At 52.9% G+C, this 15,869-nt stretch carries 12 protein-coding genes; 3 read left to right on the forward strand and 9 right to left on the reverse strand.

Annotated elements, in window-relative coordinates; translation table 11 throughout:
* Window positions 1-146: 146 nt before the first annotated feature.
* From R6U67_RS01975 to smc, 3 genes are all read right to left on the reverse strand, one after another.
* Window positions 147-809 (reverse strand): MotA/TolQ/ExbB proton channel family protein, encoded by a 663-nt coding sequence (locus R6U67_RS01975; RefSeq protein WP_410250987.1) that lies wholly within the window; start codon window positions 807-809, stop codon window positions 147-149.
* Window positions 810-908: 99 nt separating this feature from the next.
* Window positions 909-1,919, reverse strand: coding sequence for a PRC-barrel domain-containing protein (locus tag R6U67_RS01980; RefSeq protein ID WP_410250988.1), 1,011 nt, complete (start codon window positions 1,917-1,919; stop codon window positions 909-911).
* A 47-nt stretch (window positions 1,920-1,966) separates the two neighbouring features.
* Window positions 1,967-5,662 (reverse strand): chromosome segregation protein SMC, encoded by a 3,696-nt coding sequence (gene smc / locus R6U67_RS01985; RefSeq protein ID WP_410250989.1) that lies wholly within the window; start codon window positions 5,660-5,662, stop codon window positions 1,967-1,969.
* A 238-nt stretch (window positions 5,663-5,900) separates the two neighbouring features.
* Between smc and R6U67_RS01990 the strand changes: the two genes are divergently transcribed.
* The 3 genes from R6U67_RS01990 (at window position 5,901) to R6U67_RS02000 (ending at window position 9,628) form a co-directional block, all read left to right on the forward strand.
* Window positions 5,901-6,470: a CHAT domain-containing protein gene (locus R6U67_RS01990; RefSeq protein WP_410250990.1), complete on the forward strand. Its 570-nt coding sequence runs from the start codon at window positions 5,901-5,903 to the stop codon at window positions 6,468-6,470.
* Window positions 6,471-6,810: 340 nt separating this feature from the next.
* Window positions 6,811-7,851 (forward strand): iron ABC transporter substrate-binding protein, encoded by a 1,041-nt coding sequence (locus tag R6U67_RS01995; RefSeq protein ID WP_410250991.1) that lies wholly within the window; start codon window positions 6,811-6,813, stop codon window positions 7,849-7,851.
* Between the two features lie 109 nt (window positions 7,852-7,960).
* Window positions 7,961-9,628 carry an ABC transporter permease gene (locus R6U67_RS02000; RefSeq protein WP_410250992.1) on the forward strand — a complete coding sequence of 556 codons (1,668 nt, stop codon included), beginning with the start codon at window positions 7,961-7,963 and terminating at the stop codon, window positions 9,626-9,628.
* Window positions 9,629-9,763: 135 nt separating this feature from the next.
* Here the strand turns inward: R6U67_RS02000 and R6U67_RS02005 are convergent, their stop codons facing one another.
* From R6U67_RS02005 to urtA, 6 genes are all read right to left on the reverse strand, one after another.
* Entirely contained in the window at window positions 9,764-10,045 is a 282-nt protein-coding gene (locus R6U67_RS02005) for an HU family DNA-binding protein (protein WP_068790183.1), read from the reverse strand.
* Between the two features lie 319 nt (window positions 10,046-10,364).
* Entirely contained in the window at window positions 10,365-11,060 is a 696-nt protein-coding gene (urtE, locus tag R6U67_RS02010) for an urea ABC transporter ATP-binding subunit UrtE (protein WP_190304005.1), read from the reverse strand.
* 47 nt (window positions 11,061-11,107) lie between these two features.
* The gene (gene urtD / locus R6U67_RS02015) at window positions 11,108-11,860 is read right to left on the reverse strand and encodes an urea ABC transporter ATP-binding protein UrtD (protein ID WP_410250993.1); all 753 of its coding nucleotides are present in this window, start codon (window positions 11,858-11,860) and stop codon (window positions 11,108-11,110) included.
* Between the two features lie 29 nt (window positions 11,861-11,889).
* Window positions 11,890-13,062: an urea ABC transporter permease subunit UrtC gene (gene urtC / locus R6U67_RS02020; protein WP_410250994.1), complete on the reverse strand. Its 1,173-nt coding sequence runs from the start codon at window positions 13,060-13,062 to the stop codon at window positions 11,890-11,892.
* 71 nt (window positions 13,063-13,133) lie between these two features.
* The gene (urtB, locus tag R6U67_RS02025) at window positions 13,134-14,294 is read right to left on the reverse strand and encodes an urea ABC transporter permease subunit UrtB (protein ID WP_410250995.1); all 1,161 of its coding nucleotides are present in this window, start codon (window positions 14,292-14,294) and stop codon (window positions 13,134-13,136) included.
* Between the two features lie 112 nt (window positions 14,295-14,406).
* A complete protein-coding gene (gene urtA, locus R6U67_RS02030; protein ID WP_410250996.1) occupies window positions 14,407-15,702 on the reverse strand; it encodes an urea ABC transporter substrate-binding protein in 1,296 nt (431 codons plus the stop codon).
* Between the last annotated feature and the right edge of the window lie 167 nt (window positions 15,703-15,869).

Here is a 15,869-nt window from a genome sequence, read left to right on the forward strand (position 1 = left end):
AAAAATTTTTCGCCCCTACTTTGGGAAAGCAGAGCCTTCCGAGTCTGGGCGGCTCCGCCGCCCAGACTCCGTGTCACGGCTTGAGCCATGACACGAGGGGGAAATGAGGGGGAGGGGGCCAGGACACTTCTGCCACATCAGCCATGCTAACTATCCCGCTTAACCTTTGAAACCGCCGCCTTTGAAACCGCCGGACGTTCTAGCTTCCTAAACATTAGCTCTAACCGTCCGCTATACTCTTCAATTAAGGCAATTTGACGACGGTAAAAACTCCGAAAGGCATTGGAAAATAACAACGTAACAATCGCCACCACCAAACCCAATACCGTCGATCCCAGCGCTTCACTAATTCCGCCGGTGACGCCGATGGTATCACTCTGGCTGACATCCCCAAGTCTCAGAGAGGCAAAGGAGGTCATTAGCCCCAATACCGTCCCTAATAACCCCAACAAGGGAGATACAGCGACAATCGTATCAAACACCGTATTAAACCGCCGTAGGACAGGAACCTCAGCTCGGGCGGCGGTTTCTAGGGCTATTTGAAACTCCTCAATGGTCGCCGCCTCTAACTCCAAGGCTTCTAAAAAAATGCGACAAATGGGAAATTGTAAGTTTCTTTTAAGAATCTTAATTGCAGAATACCAATCCGATTCGAGGACTTGAAAAACCCGTTTCAGCACCGTATCCTGTCGGCGCAAGATGCGGAGCCAAAAGTAACAGCGTTCTGCGATTAAGGCGAGGGACAGGATGGAGAACAGCAGCAGGGGGATGGCAACAATACCACTCGATGTAAAAATGTTTGAGTTCAATCCCTTAGCCTCCGTAAATAGGGAGTCCGAGCATCTAGGAGACGTGTCACGGCTTCAGCCATGACACGAGAGGATGAGACAAGGAACTCGGATAAGTGCCTAATATCCAGCCTCTTCTTCATACTCAGGCTGTTTGCTCTTCTGAGGGATATTGACCTTCGGGGGGTCATACACCCGAGAATCCTCTTCCTCAGACCAAGCGTCAGCTTCAATGTCTTCGTACTCTACCGGTTGAGAATAGTCAGGATACTCGGCTTCCTCATACACCTGTTCCTCCCGGTACGGCTCCGGCTCATAGGGTGGCTCGTAAGGATTGCGAGTGGTTTCGCTCCAGTTTTCCGTCTCCGGCTCGTCGTACTCCACATACACCGGCTCAGGTTCCGGCTCGTAGAGGGGTTCGGGTTCCGGTTGCGTCCATTCGTCTTCATCCCATTGCTGCTCGACGGGAGCTTGCACCACCCGACGGCGTGGCTCTGGGGGAGCGGTGGGAACGCCGCTGCCTAACTGATTTTCGGGGCGAGCGGTGGGGGTGTAAAACTCTTCTTCTTCCTCCCGTTCCCAGGGCGCACTCCCTAAGCCTAGGCGTTCCATCACGCCAACGGATAACTGAGTCAACCGTTCTTCGGCCCCTTCAAAGACAATCAGACGATTCGGGCCACTGCTGACAATCTCCTCAATGGGGAGTTCATAGGTACTCAGCAGTTGTTCAGGAATTTGGGGAATGCCAATCGAGGCGACAATGATGGAGACGACTTTGCCATCGCGGGTGTCGAACTTGAAGCCTCGCACTTTGCCGAGGAGTTCGCCGACTTCCGTAATCACCTCGCTGTTGATGATGGTGCTGTACATCTCAACATCGAGATCGTCTTCGATGACTTCATCGCTGTCTACTAGGATGACATCACCAATCTGGCGGATGCGATCGAGCTGCATGTAACGGGGCAACCCAGCCACCGCCAGGATATTATCTCGCATTCCGAGGGCGACGACTTCCCGGCGATCGATATCTACCCAAATTTGGCTGACGACTCCGAGCCGCCTCCCGCCGTCGCGGGTGATGACTTGGGTTCCTAACAGATCGGAGCGTTGACGGATGTGTTCGGATGTCATTCTAGATGGAATCCTACGAGTCGAATCCTGGTTAATATACTGTACTATCAGACCGATCGCTCTGGCGAGAAAGATTCTTGGTGTTCCGTGGGTCGTTGCTGTTGCAACGTTAATCCCAAGACTTGGGTATAAGCACCTCGTGCTTGGGTGACACCAATGGTTCTCGCGGCAGCGGCAATGGTCGGACGGCGCAAACTCACAACAATAAATTGTGCGGCTTGGGCTTGCTTTTTAATCATTTTAGCTAATCGTTCCACATTTGCCCCGTCCAGAAACATATCCACCTCATCAAACGCATAAAAAGGCGAGGGACGATAGCGTTGCAGAGCAAAGATAAAACTCAAGGCCGTCAGGGATTTCTCCCCTCCTGACATCGAGGCCAACCGTTGCACCGGCTTCCCTTTCGGATGAGCCACTAAGTTCAACCCGCCATTAAACGGGTCTTCCGGGTCGCTCAGTTGCAGATGTCCGTCCCCCTGAGACAGTTCAGCGAAGATTTGGGCAAAATTCTCATTCACTGCGTCAAAAGCCTCTTTAAACGCCCGTAAACGCAGGGTGGTGAAGTTTTCAATGCGTAATAGCAACTCCTGCCGTTCATCTTGCAGGATGGCCAGTTTCTCGGTGAGTTCCCCTAGACGAGCTTGGGTGCGCTCAAATTCTTCTAGGGCCAACATATTCACCGGTTCCATGGCTTCGATGCGTTTGGCGAGGCTACGGAGTTCTTTGTCTAAGGCCTCAAGTTTGAGCTGGGGGGGGACTTCTGGGAGCGGGTTGGGGAGTTCTTGCTCTTGTTCCCGCAGTTGTTCGCGCACTTGCTGGAGTTGTTCAACTCGCCCGTCTTGGGTTTCTTGGAGTTTCTGTAATCGCCAGTCGGTTTGTTGTTGGCTGACGCGCAATTCCCGGAGTCGGGCTTCGGCGCGATCGCGGGCCTGTTTCTCTTCCCCCAATTTGGCCTCAATTTCAGCAAAACTGGCACGAGTCTGAGCCATCTGGGCCTCTAATTCCTCTAATTGCTGCGCGACTTGCTGCTGTTGCTGCTCAATCTCCTGACGGCGATGCTGAAGTTCCCCCAACTGCTGCTGACGTTCCTGGGTTTTCTCAACCAATCGCTCCTGTTGACGGACTAATTCCCGCAACCGTTCTTCGGCGTCTCGCAAACTCCGGGTGCGTTGGGCCAGGATTTCTTCGCGCTGTTGAATCTCCTGTTGATACTGTTGCCATTCTTGGTGGGTTTGGGATTTCTCCAATTGAGCCAGTTGTTCTCGCAGGCCTTGCAACTGCTGTTCCTGTTGCGGGAGTTGCTGTTGCAGTTGCGTCAAACGAGCCTGGTTGCTGTCAAGTTCCTGGCGTTGTTGGCGTTGTTGCGATCGCCCCTGCTCTTGTTGCTGCTGTAAACTCTCAATATCTTGCCCCAGTCGTTCCCGGCGCAATTGGTGTTCCCGATGTTGCTGTTTCGCCTCCATTAGAGCCTTCGCCCCCAACTTGAGTTCACTACTCCAGCGCAAAATCTCCCCCTCACAGCGTTCGAGAATCTCGCCAATCTGCCGCAGGCGATCGCGTAACCCCTTGACTTCCGCCGATTCCCCAGTGTCCACATGGCCAAAATGCAGATGGGACGATCCCCGCCGCTGACTTCCCCCCGTCATGGCCCCACTGGCTTCGAGGAGTTCCCCATCCAGGGTCACCATCCGCGCTTGTCCCAACAGACGACGGGCATTATCTAAGGTGTTAAAGACCACCGTTGAGCCAAACACATAGGCAAAAATGTTGTCATAGCGTTCTTCGCAATCAATCAGATTCACGGCATAGTCAATAAAACCGGGACTCCGTTCCACCTCAGGCGATCGCTGAAACCGAGGGGCGCGAATCTTATTTAGGGGTAAAAAAGTCGCCCGCCCAGCCCGTTTCTCTTTCAGAAGCTGAATCGCCGCAGAGGCGACTAAATCATCTTCAACGACAACAAACCCCAATCGTCCCCCGGCAGCCGTTTCCAGGGCGATTTGCACGTCGCTTTCGACCCGTCCAAGTTGGGATACCAACCCACAGACTCCGCTCAATCCTGACTGTTCCACCACTTGACTGGCGTAACTGCCCGAGGCTTCCTGGAGGGCTTGATTTTGGGCTTCGAGCTTATCGAGGCGGCGTTGTTTGTCCCGCTGTTCCTGCAAGAGACGGGTTTGGGTGTCTTGCTGAATCTGCAATTCTTCTTCGGCGGCTTGGCTGGTGCGTTCGAGTTGTTGCAGATGCTCCTGGGCCTTGGTTTCGGACTCCTGGAGTTGGTCATAGTCTTGTCGACTCTCGTGCAGTTGCTCCTCTCGTTGGGCGATCGCCGTCTCTCGTTGGCTGAGTTGTTCCCCCAATTGAGCCAGTCGTTCCTGAAGTTGGGCCTGTTCGGTGCGTTGGGGTTCTAGGGTTCCTAGGAGGGTTTCGGTTTGTTGACGCAGTTGAGTTTGTTGTTGGACCCAGGCCTGGGCGCGATCGGCGAGGGCGTTGGCGGACTCTCGCGCTCGTTCGAGTTCCCCTTGAGCCAATTCTCGTGACTCCCGTAGGGTGGGGAGTTGGTCGGTTTCGAGCAGTTGCTGTTGTTGCCGCAGTTGCTCCTGTTGCTGGTGGGTTTGAGCGATCGCCGTCTCGGTTTGGCCGATCGCCGTCTGCAATTCCTGACAGTGTTGTTGCAACTCCTGCTGTCGTTGCTGGCGTTGCTGCTGTTCGGCGTCCTGACGGGCTAATTCTGACTGACGGGCCAAGAGTTCATCTTCCCCCAAGGCCTTCACTTGCTGATTTAACAGATCCAGTTCATCGCTGGCCTGTTTCAGAGTCTGGGTGAGTTGGGCCAGACTCTCCTGGAGTTCTCCCCGAGTGCGATCGCCGGCCGCGAGTTGTTCCCTAATCTGTTCTTGGCGTTGACGCAATTGCTGCCACTGTAATACCCGCGCCCAGGCTTGTTTTTCTTGCAATTCCTGGCGCAATCGTTGATATTGTTCGGCTTTGAGGCGATCGGCGGCCAGGCGATCGCGTTGGGTTGTCAGTTCTTTCTCGACAATACGACAACGATCTTCGCGTTCCTCGACTTCGGCGAATTTGTCTTTGGCCCGATCAATTTTGCGATCGAAGGCCGCCACCCCCGCCAACTCATCGATAATCTCGCGGCGTTCCCGAGCGTTCATGGAGATAATACTGGTGACATCCCCCTGAAGCACCACGTTATAGCCCTCGGGATAGACGCGCAACTCATTGAGTTGTTCATGTAACTCGCCCAGGGTACAGACTTCACCATTGATGGCATATTGTGAGGTATAGCCTCCCGACCGTGTCACCCGTAGCCGCCGCGTGACCCGCCAATCTCGATGTTGCGGTGTTGCGTCGTCTTCCGAGGCGTTCTGATTTGGAGTCTCTTCGGGAGTCTCTTCGGGAGTCTCTTCGGGAGTCTCTTCAGGAGTCTCATTAGCTTGCACCCGTTGCCACAAGCGATCCTCAGGGGACAAATCAAAGGTGACACTGACGCTGGCCTCCACCGTCGATTTGCGTTTATTTTGCTGTTGATTGACCAAATCCGGCAGGCGATCGGCTCGCATCCCTTTCGACGAGGCGATTCCCAGACAAAACAACAGAGCATCTAAGATATTCGATTTCCCAGAACCATTCGGCCCCGAAATCACCGTAAACTCCCGGCGGAACGGGACTCTGGTGGTTCCCCCAAAGGATTTAAAGTTGGTGAGTTCGATTTCCTTGATGTAAACCATGGGGGGAAGAAGGGAACGGGGAATAGGGAACAGGGAACAGGGAACAGGGAACAGGGAGCAGGGAACAGGGAACAGGGAACAGGGAACAGGGAACAGGGAACAGGGAACAGGGAATAGGGAACAGGGAACAGGGAACAGGGGAAGTTTTGTGGAGGCCTTCTCGTGGCGATCGCCCCCGAAAGAGGCTGGTTTGATAGAATGCCACTAAAGCCGCCTGGGGAGCAAGGGAAGTCGAGTTATGAATGTAGCCATCTTTGAAGTTTGTCGGAATCCCGAAATCCGCAAACAAACCGAAACCCTGATGCTCTCCCAAGCCTTTGAACGCCTCAGCATTCCTTGCCAAGTGTATAGCAATGACGGGATTTGGGACCGACGAACCTTCCTCAATCGTAGCTTGTTGCAGAAATGTCTCGGGGATGAGTCCGTTGATGTGGTTCACTTGGCCCTCCACGGCGATCGCGATGGCCTGGTTCTCGGATGGTCTAAGGCTGAAAAAATCCGCGATCGCCGGCCCCAAGATCGCCTCTCGCCCCAAGATATTGAGATGATGAGCCAATGGCGGGGTAAACTTGTCGTCAGCGGTGCTGCCAGTGTCTATCCCCTCGCTGATGCCTTCCTCAACGCTGGCGCGTCTGGGGTGGTTGTTCCCGAACGCTCCATCTCCTATCAGCACCTCGTCCCCTTCCTCGAAATCCTCTATAGCAAGCTCGCCAACCGCCAATCCCCTCGCAATTGCCTCGACATCGCCATCCGTCAATTCCCCGATTTGCAAAGTTTTCGACTCCTCTCTCGCGGCGCGGCCCGGTGAGAGACTGAAGCCATCTCAGGAAAACTCGCTCCACATCTTGACAAAGTCCTCGATGAGAATTAGTGTCATTAGGGTGAATTCTAATTCAGAATTATTCTGAATTAGAACTATAGATGATCCAGAGGATGACATCACGTCATAACCCAAACGGCTGGCGTTGCAAGCTCAGCAATCTCCCCTGAATCGCCTTCAGAGGGGGAAAGTGAGAGATAACCTGAATTGAGACCTAGAATCTCAGTGCAATTCAGGTCACGCCAGGTCGATTTCTTGTGTTTAATTTTACCTGCCCAATTGACAATTATTATGAACTCTCACCTCAATTGAGAGTTTGGAGGATCTCGTGAAACGAAGAAAAATTATGTCCCTGATCGGGTTAGCCGCCGCAACCAGCACTGTGCTGATTGCTTGTGGAACCCAAGATAGTCCGACCGGAGAAGGTGAAACCGCCAGCACCGAAGATACAAGCCTCGTCGTCTATTCGGGCCGTGGCGAAGATCTCATTGGTCCGATGTTCGATCGCTTTGAAGCCGAAACCGGCATCGAGGTGAATGTCCGCTACGGCGACACCGCCGAACTGGCCGCGACGATCCTAGAAGAAGGGCAAAACTCCCCGGCCGATATTTACTTCGCCCAAGATGCTGGTGCATTGGGAGCCTTACAGAAAGAAGGTCGAACTCGCGACATCCCTGAGAACCTACTGAGTCAAGTCGATCCCAGATTCCGTTCCCGAGAAGGCCAATGGATTGGCATTACCGGACGCGCCAGAGTCTTTGCCTACAATACCGATTCGCTCAACGCAGACGAAGTCCCCGACTCGATTTGGGAAATGACGGAACCCGAATGGTCAGGTCGTATCGGCTGGGCGCCCACCAATGGCTCCTTCCAAGCCTTTGTCTCCGCCGTACGAGAACATGAAGGAGAAGAGCGAGCGCGAGAATGGCTCGAAGCCATGGTCGCGAACGATGCTCAGGTCTATCGCAACAATACCGCCATTATCGAAGCTCTCGGTCGCGGTGAAATCGAAGTGGGCCTAGTCAATAACTATTACCTGGCCCGTTTCCAAGCCGAAGATGCCGACTTCCCCGTCGCCCATCATTATCCCAGCGGGGATGTGGGATCGATGATTAACATTGCCGGTGTGGCCATCCTCGACAGTAGCGACCAACCCGAAGCCGCTGAATCCTTCGTGCAGTTCATGCTCACCCCAGAAGCCCAACAACACTTTGCTGAGGGCAATAGTGAGTATCCCCTGATTGACGGCATTGAGCCTCCTAACGAGCAAATGCCCATTTCTGAGATTAACCCCCCCGATATCGATCTAAGCAGTTTAGAAGACTTAGAAGGAACCCTCAATCTCCTGCAAGAAACCGGAGCGTTATAACGGGTTTTGCCCCATCTGATCGGGTGGGGCGGCATCTATCCGAATGAGGCGGCATTGGCTACAATGTGGTCTTGATTAACCTTGCCTCTTCCCCATCACCAACACCCTCATGGAGCCACAACCCCAAGCCGCGTCGCCTAAACCCCAAACCTCAGGGCGATCGCGTCCCCCCCTGTTCTTAATCATCATGGCGGTCCTGGTGGCGGTGGGGATGGCATTACCGTTAGTCTATTTGCTGATCCGAGCCTTGGGGATTGGCTTAGCGGACTTCGGGGAGATTCTGCAACGACCCCGCACCCTAGAAGTATTCCTCAATAGTATCGGGATGACCCTCGCGGTCACCCTGCTCTCGGCCTTGATTGCCATTCCCCTGGCCTTTCTAACCGTTCGCACCGACTTACCGGGACGACGATTCTGGAATGTCACCTCAACCCTTCCTCTGGCCATTCCGACCTATGTGGGGAGTTTTGCGCTCTTGGCCTTTGCTGGACCGAGGGGGAGTATGCTGCAAATTCTACTCGAACCCTGGGGCGTACAACGGCTTCCCTCGATTTATGGCTGGACTGGGGTGATTTTAGCCACGAGCCTGTTTTCCTATCCCTATCTCTTGCTGACGGTGCGGGCGAGTCTGCAAGGGATGGACCCGGCTATGGAAGAAGCCTCCTTGAGTCTGGGCTATAGCTATTATGAAACCTTTTGGCGCGTGACTTTGCCTCAATTGCGGCCCGCGATCGCCGCCGGGGCCTTGCTGGTTGCTCTCTACGCCCTACAAGACTTTGGCACACCGGGGTTAATGCGCTTCGACTCCTTTACGCGGGTCATTTTCCTGCAATATCGCTCCAGTTTCGATCGCAGCATGGCCGCCGCCTTAGCCCTAATTTTAGTGGCCTTGGTGGGGCTAATTTTGTGGCTGGAATATCGGGCGCGATCGCAAGCCGCCTATTATAGTCTCGGCTCAGCGGGTCAACATCAACCCAGCTTAATTGCCCTCGGTCCCTGGAAATGGCTGGCCTTAGGATTTTGCAGCCTTGTTTTTCTCTTATCCCTAGTCATGCCCCTAAGCGTCCTCTTATTTTGGTTAGGACGGGGTATGATTGCCGGCCAGAGTGCGATCGGCTTAATCACAGGCATGTTACCCTCAGCCCTCAATTCCATCTACAGTGCCGGGTTAGCCGCCCTAGTAGCCGTCATCTTCGCCCTACCGGTGGCCATTTTAGCCGTACGCTTCCCCAGTCCCCTCACCAGTCTCTTAGAGCGATTTTCCTACATCGGGTTTGGGATGCCGGGCATCGTTGTGGCCTTATCCCTGGTGTTCTTTGGCGCGAACTATCTCACCTGGCTTTACCAAAGCATACCGATGCTCTTGTTTGCCTACTTAGTCCTCTTTATCCCTCAAGGGGTAGGAACCCTGCGTAGTTCTCTGTTACAGGTATCCCCGAGTTTAGAAGAGTCGGCCCGCAGTTTAGGGCGAACCCCCTGGCAAACCTTACGAGAAGTGACCATTCCCTTAGTCCGTCCAGGAATCATCAGCGGAGCGATGCTAATTTTCCTAACGGCCCTCAAAGAACTACCCGCGACATTATTACTCTCTCCCATCGGTTTCCGCAGCTTGGCCACGGAAATTTGGCAAGCCACAGCAGAAAATGTCGCCTTCACCCAAGCCGCCGTCGCCTCGTTGATGATGTTAGTGATCTCCACTCTCGCGACGCTCATCATCCTCTCCCAAGAGCGCCTCATCCGCAAAACCCAGTCCGGCAATACCCATCTCGGAGACTGAACCCTTCCCCCCCTATTGCCTCTTGCCTCTTGCCTCTTGCCTATCCTTCCCCCATAGCAAAACTGGACAGTCTCAGGGGACTGCCCAGCATCAATGCGGTAATACCCACACAGACTTTAAAGACGTGGGACGAGATTAGTTGCTCGGCGCAACCTTTTCCTTGAACAGCTTGCCAGCGGAGAAGGCGGGAACCTTGGTGGCGGGGATGACCATTTTGTCGCCGGTTTTGGGGTTGCGGCCTTCCCGGGCCTTACGATCTCTGGCTTCAAAGGAACCGAAGCCAACGAGGGTGACTTTATCGTCACTCGACACCGCTTCCACGATGGTTTCGAGGGCTGCCGTTAAGACGGCATCGGCTTCCTTCTTGGTGACGTTCGCTTTCGCGGCCACGCGATCGACGAGTTCTCCTTTATTCATATCGGGATATCTCCTTAAGGTCAGATAGTAGGGGTTCACAACTGCCCGAAAAGGTCTTGAGGACACTTTAGGCAGGAAACATCGACGGGGTTTTTTTGAGGTAAAACCCTGAAACTGTTGGTCTTCCGATGTTTCACTGACTCATTCTAATGGGTGTTTGCCCGATCTGGATCGTTGAAAGTATTAATTTATCTTGATTTGAAGATTTTTTTCACATCTGCCATTTTTTTAGGGCAAATTCTCAGAAAAATCTTGACAATTTCGCAAAAATTGAGTAATACACGGAGTCTCTCTAACACCGGACTCGGGACCTGGCCCGTTAAACGGCCAAAAACTGCTGAATCACCTCCTGAGAGAGATCTTGAGTGGCACCAGAGGCGACAATCCCCCCTTTTTGCATGGCATAGTAGCGATCGGCTTGGCGGACAAAGTGCAAATGTTGTTCGACGAGTAGCACAGAAATACCGGTGCGTTCAATAATGCGACGCACCGCCGCCTCAATTTCTAAAATAATCGAAGGTTGAATGCCCTCGGTGGGTTCGTCGAGTAACAAGAGGCGAGGCTGTCCCATCAAGGCGCGGGCGATCGCCAACTGTTGCTGTTGGCCACCACTGAGGTCGCCCCCCATCCGTCCCAACATGGTCTCTAGGACCGGAAATAGCTCAAAAATCTCATCGGGAATACGCTTGCTAGAGCGTCCTGGACGAGCTTCTAACCCCAGCAACAGATTCTCCTTAACCGTCACTCGGGGAATAATCTCTCGACCCTGGGGGACATAGCCAATTCCCGCTTGAGCGCGGCGAGGGGTGGATAAGGGCAACAGGGGGCGATCGCAGAGGTTAATCTGCCCCGAACGGGGAGACAGCAAGCCCATAATCGTCTTTAACAGCGTCGTTTTCCCGACCCCATTACGACCAATCAAACAGACCATCTGGCCCACCGGTACACTCAAATCCACATTCCGTAAAATATGACTTTCCCCGTAATAGACATTTAACCCAGAGACCTGCATCATCAACCCCGAGTTTGGAGTAACGGTTCTCATTTCCGTGGCTTGCATGATTATTCCTCCTCTTCCGATGGACCTAAATAGACTTCAATCACACGGGGATTGCTTTGAATCTCATCCATAGTTCCCTCACACAGAAGCGATCCTTGGTGTAAGACACTCACCTGACGAGCAATTTGGCGCACAAACTCCATATCATGCTCAATCACGATAATCGAGTGATTTTCCGCCAAGGTCAGCAACAGATTTCCCACATTTTCCGTTTCCTCATCCGTTAATCCCGCCACGGGTTCATCGACGAGCAACAAATCCGGGGACTGAGCCACCAACATCCCAATTTCGAGCCGTTGTTTTTCCCCATGAGACAGTAACGCCGCTTCGAGATTAGCCTTGGCCCCTAAACCGATGGTTTCTAAAATCCCGGCTACGGTCAATCGTTCTCCATGGTCAGGTTTACCAAACAGGGTTTGTAAAACCCCTTTTTTGCGGTTACAGGCTAAATCTAAGTTATCTCGCACCGTGAGATTGAGATAAACACGGGGAGTTTGGAATTTGCGGCCGATTCCTAGACGAGAAATTTTGTGTTCGTTGAGGTTACGCAAGTTGCGGCCTTTAAAGCGCACTTGACCTTCTGTGGGCTGAACCTTGCCGGTAATGGTATCGAGAAAGGTGGTTTTTCCGGCACCATTAGGACCAATAATAACCCGCAATTCGCCGGTTTTCAGACTAAAGTTGAGGGCGTTTAGGGCTTTGAAACCATCAAAACTAACGGTTAAGTTGTCGATTTCGAGGATGTTTTCAGTCATAACATCAGTCATAACAGGGGAACGGGGAACTAGCGGTCAGGGTTGTCGAGTTCGTCATGTTCCTGTTGTACCTCCGGGTTGAGATCAATGTCCGGATAGGTAATCAGGCGCGGTTGTAGGCCCAGGCGCGATCGCAGTTTGGGGATGGCCCAATCGCGAAACCAGCCATACAGTCCATTGGGGAGTACCGTCACGACAATCAGGAATAAAGCCCCCTGGAAGAATAACCAGGTTTCAGGAGACCATTCACTGAGGACGGTTTGAGCGCTTCCCACCAGCAGCGCCCCAAGAATAGCCCCAATGAGACTGGCCCGCCCCCCCACGGCGACCCAAATCACCATTTCGATGGAAAAGGCAACTTCCATAAAACTGGGGGTCACTAAGCCTGTTTGCACCGTATAGAGGGCGCCAGACACGCCGGCGATCGCCCCGGAAACCGCAAAGACCAAAATTTTAAAGCCGGTGGGATCATAGCCCGCAAACCGGGCGCGGACTTCATCATCACGAATGGCAACGAGCATCCGCCCAAAGCGCCCTTGAGTCAACCAGCGACAGAGGAGATAGGTCAACCAAACCATGATCACGGACAGTTGAAAAAAGGCAAGCTGGGCTTCATTAGACCCGGCGGCTACGCCAAAAAATTCATAACGATTGGTACTGAGTCCATTGGTTCCGTTAATGAGTTCTTGCTGTCCGTTGAAGAAGTTAAAAAACACCAACAGAGCTGCCTGAGTCAAAATCGAGAAATAGACCCCTTTAATGCGGTTGCGGAACACTAAATAGCCCAGGAGTGCTGCCACAATCGCCGGGACGATCGCAATGGCCAAAATCGTCAGGGGCAGGGAATTAAAGGGTTGCCAAATCCAGGGCAATTCTTCAACGCCGTAAAGGCTAAAAAAGTTGGGAATTTCTCCCTCGGGAAGTTGCAAGTTTAGGTGCATGGCAAAGGCGTAGCCCCCAAGGGCGAAGAAGATGCCATGACCGAGGCTTAATAAGCCGGTATAGCCCCAGATGAGGTCAATGCCTAAGGCGGCGATCGCCAAGGCCACAAAGCGCCCCAGGAGTTTGAGGCGAAACACCGGTAAAAATAAGGGCATAATGACGGCAACGGCAATGGCAATCCCGAGGGCGATCGCCGGTTCTAGCCACCATTTAGAGCGACGGGAGGGGCGGGCTGCTGACAAGATTTTGGAGGTTTCCATTATCACACTTAAAGGTTTTAGTCAACTCCTAAACCGGGATAAGTTCATAGACAAATTCATGGACAAATTCACTACAATTCAGCGGTTCGTCCTTTTTGGGGAAAGATGCCCGAAGGCTTCACTTGTAGGAAGGCAATAATGAGGGCAAAGACCATCACTTTCGCCATACTGGTCGAGGCAAAAAAGCCTAGAAAATCAGCCAGAAACTGTAGAGAGTTGATATCCTCAACCAACCGCGCTAAGGCCCCAGACCCTAAGAGATAGCTACTAATACCAATGGCAAAAGCCGCGATAATTGCCCCAAAGATATTGCCCACTCCCCCCACGACGACCACCATAAAGGTATCGACAATGTAGTTTTGCCCGATATTCGGACCGACGGAACCGAGGAACGTAATCGCACACCCGGCGATTCCCGCTAACCCGGACCCCAGGGCAAAGGTGAGGGCATCCACCGTGTCCGTAGGAATCCCTAAACAGGCACTCATCTCGCGATTTTGCGTGACGGAACGAATCCGTAATCCCCAATCGGAGCGATTTAGGAACCAATAGATTCCCAGGAGACAGAGAACGGTGAGAACAATAATGAACATCCGCGAATAGGGCAGACGATAGGCGCCTATTTCTAAGCCTCCCCGCAACCAAGCCGGGGCCGTCACATCCACATTGCGCGGACCAAACCAGGGACTAGCCAAGGCCTCGACTCCCGTCATCGCCCAGCCGACGACTCCTGATATCGCTAACGACAGGGGTAAGAGAATGGCGATCGCCCAGCCCCGGATTTCCTCCCAGTTGGGACGACGACGCAAGGCCCACAGACCGCCAAACAAGAGGGCGCAAAAGAGGACAATGGCGATCGCCAACAACCAATTCACACTCCGCACCAACTGGCGCAAAATCAAACTCACCCCCCAGGTCGCCAACAGCGTTTCCAGGGGTCGTCCATACAAAAAGCGAATGACCCCGCGTTCCAAAATCAACCCAGCTAACGCCGACACCAAAAAGGCCACCGGCAGAGCCACAAAAATATAGAGTCCAAACACACCATCGCCCAAATCTCGGAAGAGATTTTGCACGACAAACGTGGCATAAGCACCCAGCATCATTAACTCACCGTGAGCCAAGTTAATAACACCCATCAGCCCAAACACAATCGCTAGACCTAACGCCGCGATCAACAAGACTGACCCGATGCCAATGCCGTTAAAAATACCAACAGCAAGCTCGATCATGGGTCGTGATTAACAGATATGCAATAAGGAGGAGTGTTGAAGTCAGGTCGCTGACCTCAACACCAGTCGGGGCTACCGTCGCCCTAGAGGCGTTAAACGTTAAACCCTCGACCTAAGCATCTTCGAGTCTAAACTTCTCCCCTTTACTCGGGTCACTCCAGTCACAGGCATAGCCTTTCGTGTCTGGAACATATTGGTTCCAAGGTTGGGGGTCAACCGGGGCATCTGTAGACCAAACAATGTCAAATAAGCCATCGTCGCGAACCTGACCAATCCGCACCGTTTTCGAGAGGTGATGGTTAGCATTCATGGTCACCGGACCCTCGGGGGCCGAGAAAGACTGACCAATGGCGGCGGCCCGTACCGCTTCGAGATCATAGGCATCGCCGGACTGTTCGACGGCTTGTTTCCAGAGATAGACCATAATGTACGCCGCTTCCATGGGATCGTTGGTGACGCGGTCTTCTCCATATTCAGCTTTAAAGGCTTCCACCCAGGTCTCGTTTTCCGGGGTTTCCACAGTTTGGAAGTAGTTCCAAGCCGCATAATGACCCACCAGGAGATCGACCCCAATTTGGCGGACTTCTTCTTCAGCCACACTCACCGACATCACCGGATAGCGTTCGGGGTCCATACCCGCCCCTTGCATTTGGGTGAAAAAGGCCACGTTGCTATCGCCGTTGAGGGTGTTAAAGATCACGCCTCCATCGGGCAGGGCCTGTTGAATTTTGGTAATAATCGGGGTGACTTCTGTACTCCCGAGGGGCATATAGTCTTCGCCAACCACGGTTCCGCCTTCGGCGGCGAGTTGTTCTTTGATGATGGTGTTCGCGGTGCGGGGGAACACATAGTCAGACCCGACGAGGAAGAATTCATCGCCTTTGTTGTCGAGTAGCCACTGTACCGCTGGCTCAATTTGTTGGTTGGGGGCAGCCCCGGTGTAGAAGATGTTTTTGGAGCATTCTTGTCCTTCATATTGGACAGGATACCAAAGCATATGATCTTTGGTTTCAAAGACATCTTTCACCGCCTGACGGCTGGCAGATGTCCAACAGCCGAAGACCACGGCGACGCCATCTTGGTCGATGAGTTTCTCGGCTTTCTCGGCAAAGGTGGGCCAGTCAGACGCCCCATCTTCGACGATCGCCTGGATTTGTTTGCCTCCAACGCCACCATTGGCGTTAATTTCTTGGATGGCTAATTGTTCAGCTTCAACAACGGTGGTTTCACTAATGGCCATTGTGCCACTGAGAGAATGGAGAATCCCCACTTTGATGGTGTCGCTATCGGCACCGCCGCCGGCTGTGTTTGGGCTGTTGGGGTCGGCACAGGCTTTGAGAATTAAACTGGTTCCAAATGCGGCTGAACCATACCATAAAAATTTACGCCGTCCTAAACCTTTGCTCATATTCAGTCTCTTCGCTTAAAAATAGTAAACCGTCACCAGTCTCTAATGGGAAACCTGGACATCGTGGCATAGATATTTGTCCAGTGTTACAAGATGGTTTGTCTTGAATCTTTGTCCCGGAGTTTTTATCTAGGACTGTATCCTAGAGGAATTGACGCTTTGCAAAT

It is taken from the genome of Sodalinema sp., from assembly GCF_046483825.1.
Taxonomy (GTDB): Bacteria; Cyanobacteriota; Cyanobacteriia; order Cyanobacteriales; family Geitlerinemataceae; genus Sodalinema.